This window comes from Bradyrhizobium erythrophlei, assembly GCF_900129505.1.
Lineage (GTDB): Bacteria > Pseudomonadota > Alphaproteobacteria > Rhizobiales > Xanthobacteraceae > Bradyrhizobium > Bradyrhizobium erythrophlei_D.
On sequence record NZ_LT670818.1, the window covers coordinates 5046733 to 5066129 of the forward strand.

Sequence of the window (19397 nt, forward strand, 5' to 3'; positions counted from 1 at the left end):
CACCGCCGGCCAGCGGATTGTAAGCATAGAAGCGGATGCCATAGTTGCCGAGGCATTTGAACAGTTCCGGTTCAACCGCACGCGTGATCGCGTTGTACAGTCCCTGCTAGACGCTCGGCCTTATCCATCCATGGCGCGCGGCTATTTGTCATCGCAGCAATCCTATCCTTTTTTACAATCCATTCATCGTCTAGACTGGTATCAAGATCAAATTGGCGTCGACCGCAGCGCGGCGCGATGCCAGCCGGCCCTGCATCGATGGCGGAACTCCGCTGATCCACCGTTCCGTTACGCGACTGCCTGGCCGTAAATCTTCCGAATTTATCCGTTGGGAAATTCGTTCCCACTCGGATGTTCCGATTATCATCACGACTGGCCATCGTCTCGACGAAATCGATCGCATCGTCGGCCTCGAACTCGGGGCGGACGACTATATTGTAAAACCATTCAGCCTCAGGGAACCGCTCGCCCGCCTACGTGCCGTATTGCGGCGGCAGGAAATGGAACGGGTTGCACGAACGCGTGATCCGGAACGAGGCGGATATCGATTCGATGGCTGGCAACTCGAACGGCGTGGCCGAAGACTGTTCGATCCCAATGCGACGCCGATCGCGCTGAGCAAAGGCGAGTATGCGTTGTTGCTGGCCTTTCTCGAACCGCCTCAGCGGCTGCTGTCGCGGGAACACTTGTTGCAGGCCACCCGAATTCACGAGGATAATTTCGATCGCCATCGATGTCCAGGTCTTGCGGCTGCACCGCAAGCTGGAGACCGATCCCAGTGCACCGCGCGTGATTCAGACCGAGCGCGGCGTTGGCTACGTGTTCGCGCTCCCGGTCCAACCAGTCTAAAAACGGTTAAAAGGTGGCGCCATGCGATTACGGTTGTAACCGAATTGTCGACGCCTGTGATGATCCCGTAACTGGCAATCATCAGAGTCTCCGTGTCGATCGACGGAGAATCTCGTGTTGCCGAGGCGAGGGCTGGGGCTGGCGGAGCTGCAGCTCAAGATCGTGTGGGAGGAGATCCTTAAGCGCTTCGACACGATCGAGGTCGTGGGTCCGCCCAAGCGGGTCTACTCCAGCTTCGCTAAAGGTTATGAAACGTTACCGGTGCGGATTCCCGGGTGATAGATCCGCCCGAAATGAACAGGGGATGCCATGTACTCCAAGAGACTCTATGCGGGCTGGGGCGATATGGACTTCAATGCACATATGTCCAATACGGCGTACCTTAATAAGTACGGCGATGTTCGCATGATGCTATTTGCCGAGAACGGCTTCCCAATAAGCGAGTTGGCGCAACTGACGATCGGTCTGGTCGCCATGAGGGATGAGTTGGAGTACTTCAAGGAAGTCAACCCGATGCAGGAGCTCATCGTAACCGCGGCGCTGGCCGGGTTGTCCGATGACGGCAGCCGATGGGCGATACGCCACGAATTTATGCGCACGGACGGTAAACTGTGCGCCCGCGTTACAAGTGTTGGCGGCTGGTTGGAGCTGAAGGCCCGGAAACTTGTTGTGCCACCAGAAGACATGCTGGCCGTGACGAAAATGCTGTCTCGGACTGAAGATTTCAGCACTTTGCCATCGAGCATCAAAGCGAGCTGACCGGCGTGGATCATCGGGAATGATATCTGTAATGAACATTGCGCCGGCTTGAAATGAGGACGTAGCGTACGTCGGGCAGATTTGTCTCGGATGCCGCAAACGAGCGGCCACCACTGACCGGTCGGCATCCTCACTTGATGAATCGATCCCTTCTAATCGAATTGGAGAAAATCGATGTCTGAAGAAATCAATCCTCGTCGCCGCCGCTTCTTCGGTACAGCGGCTGTAGCGGTCGCTGCCGCTCAACTCGGTTTGATGGGATTTGCAAACGCGCAATCAGCCAAACCGAACTCAGCTCTGCCAACCATCAAGCCTCGCACGAACAAGTCCTTCGGTGCGCTGAAGCAAATGGACGCCGGCGAGCTCAACATCGGCTACGCCGAGGCCGACCCTGCAAAAGTGCCTGCCGTCATCCTGCTGCATGGCTGGCCCTACGACATCTACAGCTTTGTTGACGTCACGCCGATGCTGGCCGCGGCGGGCTACCGCCGGCACCGAATGGCAACTACATTGCGCTCGCGAAATGCGCGGCATCATCCGGACGATGAGAGGTGCGGGGCGACCGGTTCACGCCGGCGTTCTTTAGAGATCGACTTGACCCGCAGGCGGCTCCCCAAGTACGATATTGTCCGCTCATACGACGCGCGGGGATCAAAATGAAGGCTTCCATTTTAAGCTTCCGCGCCGCCGTGCTCATGGTTATTGCCGGCACGATTTGGGGCATCGTGATGGGGATCAGCCAGGATCATTCTACCATGCCAGCCCATGCGCACCTTAATCTGCTGGGGTGGGTGTCTCTCTTCCTCTTCGGCATCTATTATCACTTGCACCCGGCGGTTGATCTTAACCGTTTGGCTTTGGTGCAGGTCTGGATTTGGATTGTTGGCACGATCGTCTTGACGATCGGTGTGGGTCTAGCGCACTCAGGACACGCAGTCGGCGAGCCGATAGCCGCTGTATCTTCGCTGGTTGTTCTCGCCGATGCGCTGCTCTTTGGCTGGCTCGGTTTCCGCCGCGAGCCGGCTGAACTGGCTGGCCCGCGATCGACTGTGCCTGCTGAGTAATGGGTTCTAAGGGCCGCGCCATAACTGCGCCTTAACCGCAATCCGTCACCATCTCGGTGACCTTCTGGTGGCCATTGTGCGTGAGATCCGTCGCTGGCGCATCAGCGGCGGCTTATTCATAGGGTTGGGGGTCCCATTGAATTATCAAGCGTTCACGAACGATAGCCTCACCCTGATGTACGAGGGCGTGCGTGGCGCCCTGGCATCTGATGATACGACTAAGGCGCAGGGAGGGGAAACCAGATTTCGCGTCCGCGAGACGCCCGACCGGAAGTAGCCCGCTGCGGATCTCGATTCTGAAATGCTCAAGCGTGAATGTTTTTCGAAGTCATCGATTGGTCGGAAGATCAGGCGCAGCTTCCGTTCGAGTGATGAAGCGTTTCGAGCTTCGGTCAGCACGGCGACGGCTTTTTTGCTGGCGTCCGGACGATCAGAGGTGAGCGGCCCGCGGCTCAGGCAACTCGCAGGCCGCTACCCTATGGCCGTTGCCGGATTGCTGATTGCGATTTCAATCAGCTGCTGACGCACGAGACCCCGGACGCGGTGGCGGTCCCGGTGCATCAGGATTCGCCCCTAGTCAGTCCTTCCGCAGCGGCGGCGCAATCACGTGACGAAGCCCGGCCTCCTCGGTGTTAATGTCGATCCGCTAGGCGAGGCGTTTAGGATGTGCCATCGGCGCTCTGCAGCCTAATTGTGGCAGTAATGTCATAGCGCTCTGTTGCGGGGCGACATTGTGTCTGCACCGCGCATGATCCTAGCATAGCGCAAGAGATCGCCGTCGAGGGAGGAGCCGTCACGCGGAGGCTCTTGCCAGGGGCGTTCTGTCCAGTAGATTGCGATCTGCCAGGTGGTCGCTAGTTGACCGGTATCAACGTTCATGAGTGGCCACACCGAAATCAGCGCACGTAATCAAGCGGCAGCCCGTCGAAGTGTGGCATAATTTCCGAGGCGATCGCCGAAGCGGTTCGAAGGGAAGCATTGAGCGGCAGTGTTCCGAAAGCAATTTGGCAAAGAAGGTAGCTGATACCTGCGTCCGATGCCTGCGCCGCCAGAGTCTTGCGGACGGTGGATGCCGATCCGGCGATCGAAAATCCTATCCGCCCAGCCTCATCGAACGTGGTCGGCAGCATTGGCGGCATTGGCAGGTCACGCTGCCTGGAAAGGTGGGTAAACGTGTTGAACCATCTTTCGTAGGCTGGAGCAGCCAAGGCGCGAGCCTCTTCGTCGGATTCGGCGATGACGATCTGGCGGACCATACCTAGGAGCGGCATGATGGCTTCGGGGGTTGCCTTGGCCTGCCAGCGGGAGCGGTAGGCATCCGTGATAGCGCGAACGCGGTCCACGACACCAACGGAGACGATGTTCACACCATTGTCGGCAGCCCAAGCAGCAGTCTCCTGCTGCATGGTGCCGACCCAAAGCGGTGGGTGCGGAAGCTGGACGGGAGATAAAGATATCGGAACATCCTGCAAGTCAAAGTGGCGACCGTGATAGCTAAGCGTACCACCGGCCATGGCCTGAAGAACGACGTCAGTCGCTTCACGATAGCGACTCTGCGCGTCGCCGGCCTCCACGCCAAAGAAACCGAGCTCGACCGGTGCGGCGCCGCGGCCAATACCCAGCTCGACCCGGCCGCCGCTCATCTGGTCGAGCATGGAGATTTCTTCGAAGGCGCGCAGGGGATGGTACAGGTTCAGCAGCATCACCAGCGGTCCAAGGCGCAAGTGGGTGGTCCGCTGCGCCATGGCAGCCAAAAACAGATTTGGTGAGGAAGCAATTCCATGTGGCGTACCATGGTGCTCGGCCACGTGATAGGCCCGGAAGTGGGCCGCCTCGCAAGCTTCCGCGAGCCGAAGGCGCTCTTCATATTGGCTCGCCAGACCACGGCCCGCATCGTCCATGTGATCAAACACGCCAAACTTCAGAGGCTGCATCGTGTTCCTACGCATTTTAGAGAACTTGCCAACCTCCCGGAGCCACAAGACGCGAGCGGCTGAGCTCGCGTTCTACTACCCCACTTTGCGTGCAATCTGATTACAGAATCGGGCGCGCGGGCGCTAATTGGTTACAATGGTAATAGCTTCCACGTCGCAACCAATAACGAGAGAGGCCAGCGGATAGGTGCCGGCCTGCAAGGAGCGCAAGAACAGGCATGGCAGCGGCATGCATGGGGCGACTATGCCACGGTAGCGGAGCGGCTCAATTTCTCCCATCGCGCGTCGGATGCACTCCGGCAGGCGTCTGCGCCGGTCCCCATTTCATAGGAGTCCTCACCTGCTAGGATGCGCGCCGGCATGTCGCCGAGCTTCGCCACCTTAAGGATCATCGCCGCAACGCCGGCTGGGTCGTGTAGGAAAGAAGCATAATCCCGAGAACGCATCGTGCTGACCGTAGCCCCCACAGTGTTGTCATAGGCCGTATCGAATGGCGCGACCTTCGAGGACGCAGCTTCGGCGAACCGCGTTCGCATCGCGCCGGGTTCAACTGCTGTGACCTTGATACCCAGCGGGGCAACTTCCAGTGCCAGTGTCTCGGCCAGCGCCGAGACGGCGGCCTTAGACGCATAATATATGCCCGCGCCAGGCGTCGCGATGCGGGCGCCGATCGACGAGATCAGGATGATCCGGCCTTGCCTCTGCGCACGCATGGTTGGCAATGCCGCCTTGCAGGCGTGGATGGCGCCCATGAAATTCGTGTCGAATTGCTGCTCGATAAGATCAAGCGGCATATTCTCGATCGAACCCACGCCAGCGAAGCCGGCATTATTGACCAGAACGTCCAAGCGCCCAAAGCGCTCGATGGTTGCCTCAACAACATCGCGTGAGTTTCTTCCATCGGTCACTTCCAGCCGCTGTGCGAGCAGCTGGTCAGGAAACTGTGATGCCAGATCGTCCAGCGTCCGAGGGTGGCGAGCCGTGGCGACGACATTATGGCCTTCGGCCAGCGCCGCTTCCACTATCGAGCGCCCCAAGCCAACAGAGCTGCCGGTTACAAGCCATGTCTCTTTCATAGATACCTCGGTATTGAATGATTACCGTGGTGTAGATAGATGCCTTGTTCTATCTGCCAAGAAGGCACGTTGCTGATACCGAGGGCACAGGATTGTGATCGAGAATGGACGTTACCGTTTCACGGATGACTGCGATCGGGTGGCCGACATTTTGCGCCGCGTGGGCGACAAATGGAGCGTGCTCGTCGTTGTCCTGCTCGAACTCGGCCCACGACGGTTCAACGACCTCAAGCGCTCGATTCCCGGCGTTTCGCAACGTATGCTTACGCTGACCTTGCGCAATCTAGAAAGCGACGGGTTTGTCGAGCGCACGGTCACGCCCAGCATACCTCCACACGTTTCCTACGGGCTGACCGATCTGGGGCAATCGTTAAGCGTACCTGTCAGGGCCCTTTGCGCATGGTCTTTAGCAAATATCGATGCCATCGATGCCGCCCGAGAACGGTTTGAACTGAGCGCTGCCGATAAATGAGCTTAGACGTCCCCTGTATGCGCTCCGCGCTTGAGCGTGGACGGGCAGAAAGCCACCCGCAGTAGGGTCTTGCCTAACCTGAGCGACTCGGATTCGTTTCCCAGAGCGCTATCGGCTCGGGGGTGATGATGCCTGATCTGTTTTGGTTGTCCCATACGCAATGAGATATGGCCAACGGCCTACCGTCGGAATGAGCCGCCGCGAGGAGTATGGAGGCAACGCGGCAGGCGATCGTGAAGGCGGCACGTCAGCTGTTCAGCGAGCGCGGTTATTTTGCGACCAAAGTGGACGATGTCGCCGCCTTGGCACGAGCAGGGCCCGCGACCGTCTATGCGGTGTCGGGCGGCAAGCAAGGGCTGCTGCGCACCCTGACGGAAACCTCGACCACAGATCCGACCATCGAGGCAACCATCGGAAGTATTGAGAAGCTGGACGACCCCTCGGCTATTCTCCGTCTCGTTGCGGCCACCGTTCGAAGTATGCGGGAGCAGTTCGGCGATATCATGCGCGTGCTGCTCAACACCGCGCCTCACGACAAGGCCGTTCGCGAGAGCTTGGCCATTGCTACGACCCGCTACCGCAACGCGTTCGTGCCAATCGCCCAGCGTCTTATGGATCTGGGCGTCCTGCATGAGGAACTCGACCTGAACTAGGCCGTCGACGTGTTCTGGTTCTATTTCGGCTATTCCGGACTCTTTACCCTGCATGACGAGAACGGGCGGAGCTACGAGCGGGCCGAACACTGGCTCTGCGGTGAGGCCAGCCGGGCTTTGCTGCGAGATCGTACGCCGCATTAAGCGAACTCCCCTCACTCAGCATGGCGCCGAGGCAACGTCTGCTCGATCGATATTCAGGTCGTCACGCGGTGTGGCGAGCGGCGGCCAAATTGATTGCGGTCCTCGCTGTCGCACAGCCGGCGCTTTCCGCGGCCGCGATCAACCCCGTCGCCCTGAGGTCGCCTAACGCAGTGGAAAAGGCCCAAACGTCCCTGCTAGATCGTATGGTGACCGGCCGCTTGTCCTCCGTCGACGTGGAGAATTTCCCCAGTCACGAATCCCGCCGAGTCCAGGTACATTACCGCGTCCACGACGTCCGACATTTCTCCCATTCGGCCCATCGGGTGTAGCGAGGCCAGGAACTGATACGCCTCGAGCGGATTCATCGGGGTCTTGATTATTCCCGGCGAGACTGCATTCACGCGCACGCCATTTTTGGCGCACTCTATCGCGAGCGATTTTGTCGCGGCGTTCAAGGCACCCTTGGTGAGAGATGCAAGCACAGCCGGCACGCTGGACATCGGCTGGTCGACCAGACTGGTCGTGACAGTCACGACATGACCACTTCCTTGCTTCTTCATGATCTCTATCGCCCGCTGGGTCATGTGAAAGAAACCCGTGACATTGGTGGCCATATAGGCAGCGTAGTCGTCTTTCGAATAGGCGGTAAACGGCTTGGCCATGAACATACCGGCGTTGTTGACCAGCGTGTCGATACGATCGAAGCGATCCAGCGCTTCCTTGAACACCAGATTCGCGGTCTTCGGGTCGGCCACATCTCCCTGCACCGTCGCGATATCAGAATCGGCGGCAGGCTTGATGGATCGGGACGTTGCAACGACCTTATAGTTGCGGCTTCTGAACGCCTGAACAAGCGCTGCACCGATCCCTTTCGATGCTCCCGTTATGACCGCCACCCTTTGTGCTGTGCTCATGACTTCGCCGATCTATTGACTAGCTATACCGAAAGATTAGGAGGGAGGCCGACGTCTGACCACACCTGTGACGCTTCAAGCCGCACCGCTCGCGAGCAGAGGCTCGTAGTCCGGTCGCTTCAGCATGGAATGAAGCTGACGCCGTCGGACGCCAATATTGCCACCGTCGAAGATCGGAAGCGCGAGCGCGTCCTGCAAAAGACGTCCCAGCGGGGCTTCATGGTCATAGCTGTCGATGCCGACGACGCGCATCAGATCGATGATCACTCGAACCGCCGTCTCCGAGCCATAGATCTTGGCCTGTATCGCAAGCTCGTCGGCGGCGGGAGACTGCGTGTCAACGGCATGGCATGCGCGCCAGCTCAGATATCGCGCCGCTTCGATCGTCATCTTCGCATCGGCCAATGCGTATCCGACCGCCTGATGCTCGATGATCGGATGAACGCCGCCGCGCCGCTCAGTCCGGGCGAAGTGCAGAGCGAAGTCGAACGCCGCCCGCATCAACGCCACGCCGAAAATACCGACCAGCGCCGCGGTGCCGGTAAAGCTGGCAGCCGTCAGGGCGAGGCCGCCACCTTCCTCCCCGAGAAGATTGTGCCGCGGCGCAGAGACGTTCTCTAAACCGAATTGCGGCGTGAGATGCGCGCGGTGACCCACGGACTCGATTGCCCGCTCGAAGACGATGCCAGATGCAGGCCGTTCGACCGCAATGATGGAAATCGCTTTCTCGGGTGGAGCGTCAGGCGCGGTCCGGCACACCACGCATAAGATATCCGCACCTTTACGATCCCACCCGGTCGCCGAGGAGACCCATTTCTTCCGGCCATTGATGACCCAGCGGTCGCCGTGAAGTTTGGCAAAAGTACGCACGCCTTCGCCGGGCGGCGGAGAAGCGGCGTTGGCGCTGCCTCCCGGTTCGCTGGAGCAGAAGCCGGCCAACGGCGTTCCGCTCTTCTTCAAGAACGGAGCCAGCATCCGGCCACACTGCTCCGGCGTGCCGCCCAGCAAGATCGGCAAAAGACCAAGCACCGTTCCGAGCATCGTCAAGGTGACGCTCGCATTCACGCTGTAAAATTCCTCGGCCATAATGGCCATGTCGATCAGGCCGGCGTTCTCGCCGCCCGCAGGTTGCGGAATGCATTTCCTCAAAAAGCCTGCGACGACCATGGCTTCGTATACGGGCCTGGTCGCAAGGAAACGCTCCTCCGCCGTCGGCAGCAACTCGGCCGCCCTTGCCCCTGCAAGCACTTCCGTCGCAAACCGGCGGGATTCAAGCTGGAGCTCACGTTGCGGTGACGTTAGCGTAAAGTCGATGGCCATGGCGACTTTCCTGAATTTGATAGGTCATGTCTGTTCCGTAATCCGCTATCGGATCGGAGCAGGAAAGTCTCGGATGCTGGCGCCCGATTTCTTGGCCTATGGCGCACTAGATGGTGTGGACTCTAAGGATTCCCTTTTAGGAGCAAATCAGATTCAAGGCTGCTTTTTGGGAGGCAGTCTTGGGTGCGATGGACCGGTTGGTTTTGAACGACGCGGCGTGGGAGCGGATGGCACCGCTGATCATAGGCCGACCTGACCAGAAAGGCTCTACCGGACGCGACAATCGGATGTTCGTGGAAGGTGTGCTGTGGATCGTGCGCACGGGCTCGCCCTGGCGTGATCTTCCAGAGGCGTTTGGAGACTGGAACAGCGTGTTCCGGCGCTTCAGCAGATGGAGCATCAAGGGTGTTTGGTGGCGGATCTTCGAGGCGATGTCCTATGATCCGGACTTCGAATATCTGATCGTCGATTCCACCATCGTCCGGGCGCATCAGCACGCCGCCGGGGCGAAAAAAGGGGGTCCGAAGATCAAGCGCTCGGCCGCTCACGCGGTGGTCTGAGCACCAAGATACATATGGCCGTTCGGGGTTTGGGATGTCCTGTGCGGTTCACGCTGACCGCAGGTCAGAAGGGCGATGCACCGCAAGCCGCCGCATTGATCGAGGGATTACCCGCCGAGGTCGTCATGGCCGATACGGCCTATGACGCCGATCACTTGCGCCAAGCCATCGCCGCCAAGGGGGCGCTCGCCGTCATCCCAAACAACCCGTCGCGAGCGCTCAAATATCCGCTCGACAAGCATCTCTATGCCCAGCGCCATCTGGTGGAATGCTGCTTCTCAAAACTCAAGCAATTCCGCCGCGTCGCAACCCGCTTCGAAAAGACCGCCCGAAATTACCGTGCCGTCGTCACTCTCGCAGCCATCATCTTATGGATGCGATAAGTGTCCACACCACCTAGGGCGCGACAGCCGTGGTTCGTCCGGTGGTTGAAGTCATGGTTTGACGAAACTCGCGGGGGCTTGCGCCATTGCTGCGCTTGAACAGCCGGTTGAAATGCGAAATATCCCGAAAGCCCGCAGCGAATGCGATTTCGGCGATCGTCCTGTTTTGCGAATCGCCGAGCAGATCGCGGGTGCAGACAAGAATCCGCTTGTGGTTGACGTGCTCGCCAACCGACCGACTTGTCTTGGAAAACAGCTTGTGCACGTAGCGCTCCGAACAATGAAATTTTCGCGCGAGCGTCGTGGCGCTCAGACTGGGGTCGTCGCTGTGACGATCGATGTGATCCAGCATCATCGACAGCAGCACGGGTGCATTCAGCCGCTCAAACGGCCCGCCCGCCAGCACATCAGATGCATGAGAAATGAGGTCGACGATGTGGCCGCCGCTAAGAGCCGCAAGCGGCAAGGACACTTGCGAGTTGAGACAAAGCTCCGCATAGCCGGAGAGAGTGCGGGAGAGGGCGCGGCCGGCTTCTGTCACAGACAAGGTCAGCCGCGGCCGCTCGGAAAAATAGCGCGGCAGCAGGTGTCTAGGGACGGCAAAACAAAATAGCTGAAAATCGCGACCATTGGCGATTTCGAACGGCTCGGTCGTGTCGACGACGGCGAGATCTCCAGGCCCGCAGATCTGCTCGTGACCACGCTGCGCGTAGCGGCCCACCCCTTCGAGCTGAAGATTAATGAAGCACAGCTCGTCCGTGCTGCGCGCGATGTGCGAACGCAGCCGCAAAACCCGGTGCTTGGTTGCAGTGACGCGGGAAATCCGGATCGGAGTAGCGTCAGTCCTGGATATCGTCCCTTGGAAAGGATGCTCGGCTATTTTGCGCGGCTCCAGCCGGACGAAAGCGTTCGCGAGATCGTCAGCCCAACTACCAAAGGGTTGATCCATTTGACACTGTTTTGCCGACCACTCCATAGGCGTCCCAATAAATGCTGCTGTATATGGGCAAGCCGCTTCACGCTTGCGTCCGGACCCTGCTTCGAACACTCCGTCATAATCTTGGGTCTGGTCGGCCAGCGTGTAATATAAGTTCGCAAGCAGCTCGGTGGCGACGGCCAAATCGTTGAATTTATCGAACGGATGGCTTTCCCAGTAGTTCGATGCAGGCCGTGACCGCACCTGGGTCATTTTTCCACTGGTCACCACCTATAGCCAGCCTGTTGCCCTCGATTCATGCTCGCCACAACCTTCAAGTTCGCCTGTGAATAATGCAGCTACGGAACTATGGCACCTGGGTGCGATAAAATGCCTCCAGCATGGAATTGATTTGAGCTGGGGCAAGTAGTGTCGAGAAGTGACCGACGCCCAGAGCTTGACCAATTTTAAGCTCCGGGCATAGTCCTTGAAATCGATGCACGTTTGCGATTACGTTTTCCGAAGCGATGTAAGCAATTGGCGCCCCGACTGCACCAGCGGCGGATGTCGCATCATAACGGAAGATGTGATCGACTAATGCCGGCGCCAGGACATGCTGTGGCGTGCGACTGATCACCTGGCCGATGTGCCATCTCAGAGTTGAGTCATCCGTGGGAAGGAACAACAGTGGCTGCAACGACGCGAGCGCAACCAAGTAGTCCGGTCTGAATAGCGCATCTGAGATCGGACGCAGATTGTCGATAAAGGCGGGAGATGGGAACAGCACGCTGTCGATCATCACAGTTGCCGCAACGTGTTCAGGATGCCGAGCCACAAACTGTAGCGCGATGGTTCCTCCCATGCTATGGCCCACGACAATAGACTTAGGAAGAGTTAGCTCTCGACATAGGTGAGCCAAGTCATCGACGAAGCCTTCGACTGTATAGTCTTGGATCGGTGCGCTGCTGGCACCGTGGCCGCGCAGGTCCACCGCTATCGTCCGCTGGAAGTGAGAGAAGTGCGCCTGCTGGGGCGCGAAAAACGTATGATCGCATCCCCAGCCGTGGACAAATAACATCGGAGGCGCAGTACCACTGCCTTCATCCTTAAAGTAGAGGGCAACATCATCTCGATTTAGCTTCTGCATGAGAGCGATCCTAGTGTTTGACGTCGTGCCGACAACCGACCGGCGAGCTTCACAGATCGCCGCCGTGCTGATTGATAATTGCGGTTCAGAACAGGCCCGGCAGAAGCATTGCCACGCGGGCGCGATAGTGGCGATACTGGTCGCCAAACGTCGCGATGAGGTCGCGTTCCTCCAGTGCAATACCGATAAAGATATAGATTGTAGTGGCGGCAGCGAACAGCAGGTGCCCGAACGTCATGACGGGCGCAGCCCAGAATGCGATCAGAAAGCCGAGATAGATCGGATGCCGGACGACGCGATAGAGACCGGGCGTCTTGAAGCCGATGCCGGGGATGGCGCGGCCGACCGCGTTGAGCACTACCTGCTTCACGCCGAATAATTCGAAGTGGCTGATCAGGAACGTGCTGTAGAGCACGATAAGCCAGCCGAATGCGGACAATGAATACACGAGCGCGGCAGCCTTGGCGTTGCCGATCCGCCATGCGACCTGCGGCAGCGGCTGCCAAAGCGCGAACAGCAGGATGAGGGCCACGCTGGCGCAAAGCACGTAGGTGCTGCGCTCGATCACGGGCGGCACAACCTTCGTCAGGATACGCTTGAAGCCGCGGCGCGCCATGCCGCTGTGCTGGATCGCGAAAATGGCGAGCAGTACGAGATTGACGGCTACCGCATGCATCGGCGGTGGCGGCATTATCTCTCGAACGGTGTCGACGGTTTTTGGCACCGCCAAACCGCCGACGAAGCCGATGGCGTAGAGAAACGTGAAAAGGAAGATGATGTACGAGATGGCGCCGTAGGCGAGGCTCAGGAATCGCCCAAGCGGGCCGAACCGGCCCGCTGACGCGTGTGATTCGGGAACGTTGGCTTTAGTCATGGTATTCTCCTTCTGGTGTAATTGCGACAACGTGTTGAACGTACATGGGTGCACAACAGCGACGTGTCCGCTCAGGTGGCTTGTGACAGGGATACTCGACGTTGCTCCACAGACTAGCCACTTTGACGGCTATCTGAGATCTCACCGCGCTGCCATTCTCCGCACTGGATCGAACGGGTTTTGGGCGGACTCCAAGGGAGCCGTGGCTGCGCTTCGCGCCTAGCCCCGCCAAGACGACGTCTCGCTTGCTCAACTTCATGTTCAATGTTCTGCCAGGCGGCCGACGAGGCGCAGTTTCGGAAAATATCGGAATGGCATTCAACGGCATTCAACTGCTTTTTTGGTATTCAGAAAAAGACGCTACAGATGCATTGCATCACCATCGTCAGGGTAGTGCCTTCAGTAGCGCGCGCACCAGCAGGACAGAATTCGCCGCTGCGAGGTCCTTGAAGTCGTCGAATGAACTATGGCCGGGCTCACCGCCTGCAAGGTCCGACAAGCTTCGGACGGCAACAAAGGGAATTTTGTTTGCATAGGCAACATGGGCTATTGCCGCGCTCTCTTGATCTACAGCGTCGGCATGGAATGCTTTGTATACGTAATCCCGAAAGACACTATTATCGACAAAGGCCTGACCTGAGACGCCATTGCCCCCAATGATAATCCTAGGTTGACGGTCCACGCATTTTCGATCGGTTGTGCATCTGTTCAGTTGAACCCTGCTGGAGACCGTCTTGACCAGAGCCATGAGTTTTGGATCGACGGGAAACCAAACGCGGTCCTCCGGATCAAGGGGAGCTTGGGCAATTTCTACGGGTTGCGGGAAAATCATGCCGAAATTTTCGGTCTGAGCCGGTTTGGCAAACTTGGGAAGACTGTAGTCGGATCCGACATTGCGAGCGAAAACAGCTTCGAGGTATTCGCTCCAATATTCCGGCACGACTACATCTGCGATTTCGAGGTCCGGATTTAGGCCACCGGCAACGCCGGAGAAGATAATCCGACTGACCCTAAAATGGTCGAACGCAAACTGAGTTGTCATCGCAGCATTGACCATGCTGATGCCGCTCAACAACAGCAGAACGGGTTGGCCCTCGGTTTCGCCTGTGACGTATTCGACGCCGTTAACGATCCGACTTTTGCGATTTTTCAGGGCGGCTCTAAGTTCTGTCCACTCCGGCTTGAACCCGGATATCACTGCCGTACGGCTGGTGGTATCGATCTTGTCGCCCGCATGAGACAGGCTGATGGTGCTCAATAGCGTCCCGCCGAATGCGACGGTAAAACCTACGATCAAACCAAGCCTGTACCTCAAAGCGGCCTCCCCTCGTGATGATCGCCTATCATGGCGTGAGCCCGACTTCCGTTATGTTTCAGTTCGCAAGTTTTATCTTACGATTGTAAGAATGCGCGGAGATGGACGGCGGTCGAATATTTGACTAAGCGACCACCTTGCCAGCGAGGCGCAGCAAGTGATTGTTTCATCAACTCGAGCAATCGGATGCGCCCCCAGGGGCCGCCGCATCAAGGCTAACCACGCGCGGATGCTTCCGCTGCCGGCAGCAGCGCGGCATTGTGGGGACGAAGCGGTTGTAGGTTGTGTGCAAAAAAAGAGCCTCCCGTGATAACCGCGGATAGACAAACATCGCGAATAACAAGACTGTGCCAGAAGATTTCGCGGATCGAATGTTATGTAATATTCGGCGTTATCCCCGCCGCCAGCTTTGGAGTTCTGTTTGGTCATGGCGTCACCACACAGCACCGGGAAGCACATCGAGCGGGATTTTGAGATAGCTCCGGCCGTTGTCCTCCGGGGTCGGGAGCCGCCCGCCGCGAATATTGACTTGCAGTGCCGGCAAAATGAGCTTCGGCATCGGCAAGGTCCGGTCGCGCTCCTGGCGGAGATCGACGAACCTATCCTCCGTCTTGTCAGCGATGTGCGTGTTCGAGCGTTTCTGTTCGGCTACAGTGCTTTCCCAGCGCGGATGGCGGCCGCCCGGCTGGTAATCGTGCCCGGTGAACACGCGCGTCTCATCTGGCAATGCAAGGATGACCTGGATGCTCTTCCAGAGCTGCTTGGCGTCACCGCCCGGAAAATCCGTGCGGGCCGTACCGCTATCCGGCATGAACAACGTGTCATGCACGAAAGCAGCATCACCGATCAGATAGGTGATCGAGGCGAGCGTATGGCCTGGCGAGAACACGACCTGCGCAGCGAGCGAGCCGATCTCGAAACGCTCGCCATCCGCGAACAGGTGGTCCCAGAACGGCCCCTCGCTCGATACCGACGGCCAGTTGTAGATCGTGGCCCAAAGCTGCTGCACATCGCGCACGTGATCGCCAATCGCCATCGGCGCCCCGGTCTTCCGCTGGAGGTAAGGCGCGGCCGAGAAATGGTCGGCATGGATGTGTGTGTCGAGAATCCACCCGACGGTCAATTCCTGCTCGGCGACATAAGCCAGAATAGCATCAGCGCTCCACGTCGCGGTCCCGCCCGACCTCTCATTGAAATCGAGCACCGGGTCGATGATCGCGCATTTCGCCGTGGCGAGATCGGAGACGACATACTGGACACTGGACGTCCGGGGATCGAAGAAGCCCTTGACGGTTGGCCGTTGCTTCCCGCGCCGGGCAATCCACTGTTCCGCCACAGTGAGGTCGAAACCGAATCTTTCCCCGAACGGGCGAATGTCCTTGGGGTTCATCCGTCTGTCGAGCACTTCACCGATCGCGTAAAGTGTCAACGAACGCGTGCCGCTCCCGCAGTGGGCCAGTACAGGTCCGGGCGAATCGGCGACGGCTTTCTGAAAAGCCCGCACATCGGCTTCTGTGATTTGAGGAGAAGTGACAGGGATGAAGCGGTAGCCGAGGCCAGCGTCTTCTGCTGCGCACTTTTCGGCAGCAGATCCCGGTTGATGCGGCTCCTCTCCGTTGGGATGATTGTTGATGACGGCCGTGAAACCGTCCTCCTTGAACTGCCGGAATGCCCCGGGCGAAGGTTGCTCGGCAACAGCAAGGTTTTCCGAAATCCGAACCAGGCTCATTCCGGGCTCCTTTCACAATAACGATATCCTGAGCAGGCATTTGAGCACGTGGTCACGTGCTGAAAAGCTCACGACGAGCAGATGTTTTCCGTTGTACCTGTCGGCACTTCCGTCGCTCCAGCAAACGATGGCGGCGGCCGCTCTCTATGTGTGCTGCAGCAGCAGGGCCGTGAGCTCATTGGGCATGTCGAGCGTCACATCATGCCCGCATGCAAGCTTCTCCAGCCACCAGCGGCGCTCTCTTGCCTTGGCGTAAAACTGGCCGAAGGGACCATCATGGCCACTCGCCAGAATGTATCCGATGTTTGCGATGCCGTCGCAGGCGGCGCTGAGCCGCGCCGGCGCTTCACAACTGGACAGCGGATGCATCGTGCACTGACGGTCCACCCAGGCGGCGTCCGCCGCATTGACCGCGAAGACCGATGCCGGTATCGGCGGAATCTTCCAGCCATCGCCGTGGGCCACAGCCAGTTGCCGCATGCTCTCGCCGCTATCAGGCAGATAGTCGAAAAGCGCTTTGCCGTTCTCGGGAACGAAGGCGTCGAGATAGACCAGCGAGCGAATCCGGTCCGGCATCCGGTCGGCGACGTGGCGCGCGACGATACCACCGTAGGAAGCTCCGACCAGGACGATGTCGCGCAGGTCCTCCCAAATCATGAGATTGGCGACATCCGCGACATGGGTGTCGAGGCCAACGTCGCGGCTCAAGAGGTGGGAGCGTTCTCCGAGGCCTGTCAGCGTCGGCGTGAACACCTGGTGCCCGCGGCCGCCAGCAGGCGACGCACGCGGGTCCAGGTCCAGCTGCCACGCCACGCGCCGTGGATCAGGATGAAATCGGTCATTGCGGAGTACTCCTTGCGATGTAGGCGCCATGACACGAGGCGACCTGAACGTGAAAGAAACGGTGCCGCACATCGCGACGCCGCGCCGACATGTGGACAGGGCGCCTCGCCCTGCCAAGTCTGTTTTTCGTACTGGCAGGTCCGGCCGCCGGTGACTACATGGGGCGCATGTCAGCAAGCTATGGTCAGTTCTGCCCGATCGCGAAGGCATCAGAGATTTTCGCCACCCGCTGGACTCCGCTCATCGTGCGCGAACTGATGGCTGGCGTGCACTCCTTCAACGACATCCATCGCGGCGTGCCGCTGATCTCGCGCGCCGTCCTGGTCGCGCGGCTGCGTGAGCTCGAGGACTATGGTGTCATTGAACGCCGGCCGCGCGCCGACGGCGCCGGTCATGAGTACTGGCTCACGCCTGCCGGCGAGGGCTTGCGCGCGGTAGTGGACGCGCTCGGCCAGTGGGGAATGACCTACACCCACGACCGGATCAAACGTACCGATCTTGATCCCGCCCTCCTGATATGGGGATTGCGCAGGCGTGTCGATCTGAGTGCGCTGCCGGATCGCCACGTCGTCCTGCGCTTCGAATTTTCAGGCGTGCCGGCGAGCCGCACGAAATTCCGAATCATGTGGCTGATCCTCGGCCGATCCGGCGTCGATGTCTGCATGAAGGACCCGGGGTTTGCCGTCGATCTTACACTTCGCGGCAATATCCGTGATTACGTCGAAGTCTATCTTGGCCATACCAAATGGCGCGACGCGGCCGGCACTGCAGCTCGATGGCGATCTGCAGATTGCAAGAGCGTTCCCTGTGTGGCTGCGATTTGAAACGGTAAGCGGCCGGAATGCTCCAGCCCCGCATTTGGCTGCTCGGCCTGTTCCCGTTCAGACCGATCATTCCGATCGGCTGCTGCCCCGCCCCCGCGGAATGCGGGCTTGATCGCCCGGCGACCCGCGCGACGGATCGCAGGCGCGCACGGTGCGTAGTCACGATAGGTCATCCGACCGGGGGCTGCCGGCGCTCTCCCCGAACATCCACGGCCCGTCTGTTGAACAGATTTCGCGCAACAAGACTCGCACGCAACAGCCCAATCGGGAATCCCCAAACGGATTCAAACGTCAGACTTTATCCACTAGATCATTGCCATCTTAGACGGTTGCCCGCAGCGGAGCCGGCCGTACAGTTCGAGGCCACGGGCTGGCACCAGCAATCCGTGCAAGGTTGCGACGCGAAGATCGCGCCAAACGCGTCCCAGAGGATTGGCAGCCCCTGCAGCCGATCCGCCATAGGCTGAAGTGATTGTGTCCGCCGCTTCCGTAAGTAGCCGGGTAGCGAATCCAACGTCGCGCCTGACGCGGGCGCGGTCGAGCATCGGCATATATTCACTCGCAGCCTCTGCGTTTCGATCGAGGTCTTCGGCCGCGCGCTGCACAACGAGATTCGCCGCATCGATCTTCGCGGTGATCTCTCCCACCTGCAGATGCGTAACGGCGGATTCAGCCATCATTTCATTCAGGCCGTAAATCATGCGGCCGGGCAATCGGTCGAGGAAGAGTTCAAGGGCAGTCTGCGCAGCACCCAGAAGCGGAAACAGCTGCGAAATTGTCAATAGTGGATCGGCGGCGGTGCGATAGAGCGGCGCATTGGCTAGTGCAGCTTGGGTATCTCCGACTAACAATCCTGACGCAGAGGTTACTCGCTCCTCCGGTATGAACACATCCCGGACCGAGACGCCGGAACTACCGGTTCCTCTGAGCCCCATCGCGTCCCAATCGTTCAGAATTGTGATGTCTTCGATGGGAACGAGAGCGAAGCCGTGATCCGTAACATTCCCGGCCTCGTCCACCAGGGGTATAGCGAGCAAATCCCAATTGGCATGATAAACGCCAGAATTGAACGCCCATTGGCCGTTCTCGATGACGTAGCCGCCTGATGCTTTAATCACCTTGGCCTTGACAAGGGCCGCGCCGACGCATCCCCGGAAGCCCTGAGGCGTAGCGGACAATTGGTCTGTAACGTGTTTTGGGTAGAGCGCATAGAGTCCCCATGCAGCATTGTTCATCAAGGCAGCAACCCAGCCAACTGACAAATCGCCGCGCCCGAGTTCGGCAAGCGCGGCCTTCCGTGTGTTCACATTGACTTCAAGACCGCCGTAGCTACGCGGCGTTGAGAGCTTTAACAGCCCGGCGGCTTCGACGCGCTCGAAAAGGCTGGCAGGAATTCTGCCAAGAGTGTGGATTTCCTCTGAGCGGGCGCGAAGCTCCGGAACAAGATCCCGGGCACGCGTTACGATCGTTTCATTCACGCCCGAATCAAAGCCCCGCGGCGAGTGTCGGTTTGCTATCTGATGCGTCGTGGTCATCTCAATCTCCCAATTGATTGCCGGAGCGAGAATGGCCAGGCCGTGCTACCGCGAGATTTCAGCCTTGGAAATTAGCGTTACGATCG

The 19397-nt window shown here is 59.0% G+C and carries 16 protein-coding genes and 5 pseudogenes; 9 read left to right on the forward strand and 12 right to left on the reverse strand.

The genetic code is table 11. The features are described 5' to 3' along the window. Nucleotides 1-332: 332 nt before the first annotated feature. The 5 genes and pseudogenes from B5525_RS23320 to B5525_RS23340 all read left to right on the forward strand — a co-directional run. Nucleotides 333-849 (forward strand): annotated as a pseudogene (locus tag B5525_RS23320) (winged helix-turn-helix domain-containing protein); the annotation flags it as partial. Between the two features lie 129 nt (nt 850-978). Further along, nucleotides 979-1128 (forward strand): annotated as a pseudogene (locus B5525_RS23325) (cytochrome P450); the annotation flags it as partial. A gap of 30 nt (nt 1129-1158) precedes the next feature. Next, nucleotides 1159-1608: a thioesterase family protein gene (locus B5525_RS23330; protein ID WP_079568109.1), complete on the forward strand. Its 450-nt coding sequence runs from the start codon at nt 1159-1161 to the stop codon at nt 1606-1608. Between the two features lie 174 nt (nt 1609-1782). Further along, nucleotides 1783-2097: pseudogene (locus tag B5525_RS46495) on the forward strand (alpha/beta fold hydrolase); the annotation flags it as partial. A gap of 167 nt (nt 2098-2264) precedes the next feature. Further along, nucleotides 2265-2672, forward strand: coding sequence for a hypothetical protein (locus B5525_RS23340; RefSeq protein WP_079568111.1), 408 nt, complete (start codon nt 2265-2267; stop codon nt 2670-2672). Between the two features lie 896 nt (nt 2673-3568). Here the strand turns inward: B5525_RS23340 and B5525_RS23350 are convergent. Both B5525_RS23350 and B5525_RS23355 read right to left on the reverse strand, forming a co-directional pair. Then, complete coding sequence (locus B5525_RS23350; RefSeq protein ID WP_244567549.1) at nt 3569-4606, reverse strand: LLM class flavin-dependent oxidoreductase; 1038 nt, start codon at nt 4604-4606, stop codon at nt 3569-3571. A 242-nt stretch (nt 4607-4848) separates the two neighbouring features. Continuing rightward, complete coding sequence (locus B5525_RS23355) at nt 4849-5682, reverse strand: SDR family NAD(P)-dependent oxidoreductase (protein WP_079568113.1); 834 nt, start codon at nt 5680-5682, stop codon at nt 4849-4851. A gap of 139 nt (nt 5683-5821) precedes the next feature. On the opposite strand from B5525_RS23355, the gene B5525_RS23360 reads away from it, so the two are divergent. Both B5525_RS23360 and B5525_RS23365 read left to right on the forward strand, forming a co-directional pair. Then, nucleotides 5822-6154 (forward strand): helix-turn-helix domain-containing protein, encoded by a 333-nt coding sequence (locus B5525_RS23360; RefSeq protein WP_338075075.1) that lies wholly within the window; start codon nt 5822-5824, stop codon nt 6152-6154. Between the two features lie 209 nt (nt 6155-6363). Then, complete coding sequence (locus B5525_RS23365; RefSeq protein ID WP_197687834.1) at nt 6364-6807, forward strand: TetR/AcrR family transcriptional regulator; 444 nt, start codon at nt 6364-6366, stop codon at nt 6805-6807. A gap of 338 nt (nt 6808-7145) precedes the next feature. Here the strand turns inward: B5525_RS23365 and B5525_RS23370 are convergent, their stop codons facing one another. From B5525_RS23370 to B5525_RS47900, 3 genes and pseudogenes are all read right to left on the reverse strand, one after another. Beyond that, a complete protein-coding gene (locus B5525_RS23370; RefSeq protein WP_079568115.1) occupies nt 7146-7865 on the reverse strand; it encodes an SDR family NAD(P)-dependent oxidoreductase in 720 nt (239 codons plus the stop codon). Between the two features lie 75 nt (nt 7866-7940). After that, the gene (locus B5525_RS23375) at nt 7941-8873 is read right to left on the reverse strand and encodes an acyl-CoA dehydrogenase (protein ID WP_244568069.1); all 933 of its coding nucleotides are present in this window, start codon (nt 8871-8873) and stop codon (nt 7941-7943) included. 6 nt (nt 8874-8879) lie between these two features. Continuing rightward, nucleotides 8880-9185, reverse strand: a pseudogene (locus B5525_RS47900) (acyl-CoA dehydrogenase family protein); the annotation flags it as partial. Between the two features lie 227 nt (nt 9186-9412). Here B5525_RS47900 and B5525_RS23380 point away from each other — a divergent pair. Next, nucleotides 9413-10128: pseudogene (locus tag B5525_RS23380) on the forward strand (IS5 family transposase). Between the two features lie 13 nt (nt 10129-10141). Here B5525_RS23380 and B5525_RS23385 read toward each other — a convergent pair. The 6 genes from B5525_RS23385 to B5525_RS23410 form a co-directional block, all read right to left on the reverse strand. Then, a complete protein-coding gene (locus B5525_RS23385) occupies nt 10142-11317 on the reverse strand; it encodes a helix-turn-helix domain-containing protein (protein ID WP_154073383.1) in 1176 nt (391 codons plus the stop codon). Between the two features lie 94 nt (nt 11318-11411). Beyond that, nucleotides 11412-12191 (reverse strand): alpha/beta fold hydrolase, encoded by a 780-nt coding sequence (locus B5525_RS23390; protein WP_079568118.1) that lies wholly within the window; start codon nt 12189-12191, stop codon nt 11412-11414. Between the two features lie 85 nt (nt 12192-12276). Beyond that, on the reverse strand, nt 12277-13065 hold the full coding sequence (gene mddA / locus B5525_RS23395; RefSeq protein WP_079568119.1) for a methanethiol S-methyltransferase: 789 nt from the start codon (nt 13063-13065) through the stop codon (nt 12277-12279). A gap of 385 nt (nt 13066-13450) precedes the next feature. Further along, the gene (locus tag B5525_RS23400) at nt 13451-14380 is read right to left on the reverse strand and encodes a 5'-methylthioadenosine/S-adenosylhomocysteine nucleosidase (protein WP_079568120.1); all 930 of its coding nucleotides are present in this window, start codon (nt 14378-14380) and stop codon (nt 13451-13453) included. A 433-nt stretch (nt 14381-14813) separates the two neighbouring features. Further along, nucleotides 14814-16109: a bifunctional sulfur transferase/dioxygenase Blh gene (blh, locus tag B5525_RS23405; RefSeq protein WP_079568121.1), complete on the reverse strand. Its 1296-nt coding sequence runs from the start codon at nt 16107-16109 to the stop codon at nt 14814-14816. Between the two features lie 144 nt (nt 16110-16253). Beyond that, nucleotides 16254-16922 carry an alpha/beta fold hydrolase gene (locus B5525_RS23410; RefSeq protein WP_172899948.1) on the reverse strand — a complete coding sequence of 223 codons (669 nt, stop codon included), beginning with the start codon at nt 16920-16922 and terminating at the stop codon, nt 16254-16256. Nucleotides 16923-17119: 197 nt separating this feature from the next. Between B5525_RS23410 and B5525_RS23415 the strand changes: the two genes are divergently transcribed. After that, on the forward strand, nt 17120-17776 hold the full coding sequence (locus tag B5525_RS23415; protein ID WP_172899949.1) for a winged helix-turn-helix transcriptional regulator: 657 nt from the start codon (nt 17120-17122) through the stop codon (nt 17774-17776). A gap of 305 nt (nt 17777-18081) precedes the next feature. On the opposite strand, the gene B5525_RS23420 is transcribed toward B5525_RS23415, so the two are convergent. Next, entirely contained in the window at nt 18082-19311 is a 1230-nt protein-coding gene (locus B5525_RS23420) for an acyl-CoA dehydrogenase family protein (RefSeq protein WP_079568123.1), read from the reverse strand. Between the last annotated feature and the right edge of the window lie 86 nt (nt 19312-19397).

Bases quoted from the DNA above. Each gene is read 5' to 3' on its own strand.
- B5525_RS23355 (WP_079568113.1), bottom strand. From the start codon at position 5,682: ATGAAAGAGACATGGCTTGTAACCGGCAGCTCTGTTGGCTTGGGGCGC.
- B5525_RS23415 (WP_172899949.1), top strand. From the start codon at position 17,120: ATGTCAGCAAGCTATGGTCAGTTCTGCCCGATCGCGAAGGCATCAGAG.
- B5525_RS23330 (WP_079568109.1), top strand. From the start codon at position 1,159: ATGTACTCCAAGAGACTCTATGCGGGCTGGGGCGATATGGACTTCAAT.
- B5525_RS23420 (WP_079568123.1), bottom strand. From the start codon at position 19,311: ATGACCACGACGCATCAGATAGCAAACCGACACTCGCCGCGGGGCTTT.
- B5525_RS23385 (WP_154073383.1), bottom strand. From the start codon at position 11,317: ATGACCCAGGTGCGGTCACGGCCTGCATCGAACTACTGGGAAAGCCAT.
- B5525_RS23350 (WP_244567549.1), bottom strand. From the start codon at position 4,606: ATGCAGCCTCTGAAGTTTGGCGTGTTTGATCACATGGACGATGCGGGC.
- B5525_RS23370 (WP_079568115.1), bottom strand. From the start codon at position 7,865: ATGAGCACAGCACAAAGGGTGGCGGTCATAACGGGAGCATCGAAAGGG.
- B5525_RS23390 (WP_079568118.1), bottom strand. From the start codon at position 12,191: ATGCAGAAGCTAAATCGAGATGATGTTGCCCTCTACTTTAAGGATGAA.
- B5525_RS23340 (WP_079568111.1), top strand. From the start codon at position 2,265: ATGAAGGCTTCCATTTTAAGCTTCCGCGCCGCCGTGCTCATGGTTATT.
- mddA (WP_079568119.1), bottom strand. From the start codon at position 13,065: ATGACTAAAGCCAACGTTCCCGAATCACACGCGTCAGCGGGCCGGTTC.
- blh (WP_079568121.1), bottom strand. From the start codon at position 16,109: ATGAGCCTGGTTCGGATTTCGGAAAACCTTGCTGTTGCCGAGCAACCT.
- B5525_RS23365 (WP_197687834.1), top strand. From the start codon at position 6,364: ATGGAGGCAACGCGGCAGGCGATCGTGAAGGCGGCACGTCAGCTGTTC.